Annotated in this window: 1 pseudogene; it reads right to left on the bottom strand. The window is 59.7% G+C overall.

Features of this window, described 5'->3' with window-relative positions:
* Positions 1-242: 242 nt before the first annotated feature.
* Positions 243-586 (bottom strand): annotated as a pseudogene (locus ACOCD2_RS25270) (hypothetical protein); the annotation flags it as partial.

Below are 586 nucleotides of genomic sequence, written 5' to 3'. Positions count from 1 at the left end.
AGTGGGCGTCGATCTGGTAAACCAGCGTCAGGTACTTGTGCCCTTTCTTCCAGGCAATCTCATCAATGCCGATGGCCTGCACCCCGCTGAGATCCTGGTGGGCACGACCCCATTCAACCGCTGCCAACTATGGAGAGCGAAGCGAAGGCTGGTAGACCCCAGTAGCCGCGAGGCCGCACTGTTTTCCCGGCGTGCCTTGCGCCAGAGGGAAAACAAAGTAGGCATCCGAACGCGGCGTCCAGTCATATGGGAGCCAAGTACGGAGCAGCAACGAGCTTGCGAAGTTGTTGCGCAGTGCTTGGTGACCAGGACGGCTGGGGCACAAATAGGTTGTCAAAGGCCGAGTCGATTTTGGGGACTGGGATGTTCCAAAATCTATCACGAGGCCGAAGACACGCTTGCGCCATCTCCACGGAGCGGAATACGCTTTCCCAGGAGGTTCGGAAGACTTCCGCCGTCTCCTTCCAGGAGAGCCGCCTGGCCCAGCTCGCCAGAAACCAGCCATAGGCTCTGGTCAGTGGCCGTTTCCCCATGGCCCAGGGCATTTGTTCCACGCGAATCCCACAGCTGGGGCATTCGACCCGGC

It is taken from the genome of Thiolapillus sp. (assembly GCF_048562965.1).
Taxonomy (GTDB): Bacteria; Pseudomonadota; Gammaproteobacteria; order Chromatiales; family Chromatiaceae; genus Thiolapillus; species Thiolapillus brandeum_A.
This window is presented reverse-complemented; position numbering and strand designations above follow the sequence as displayed.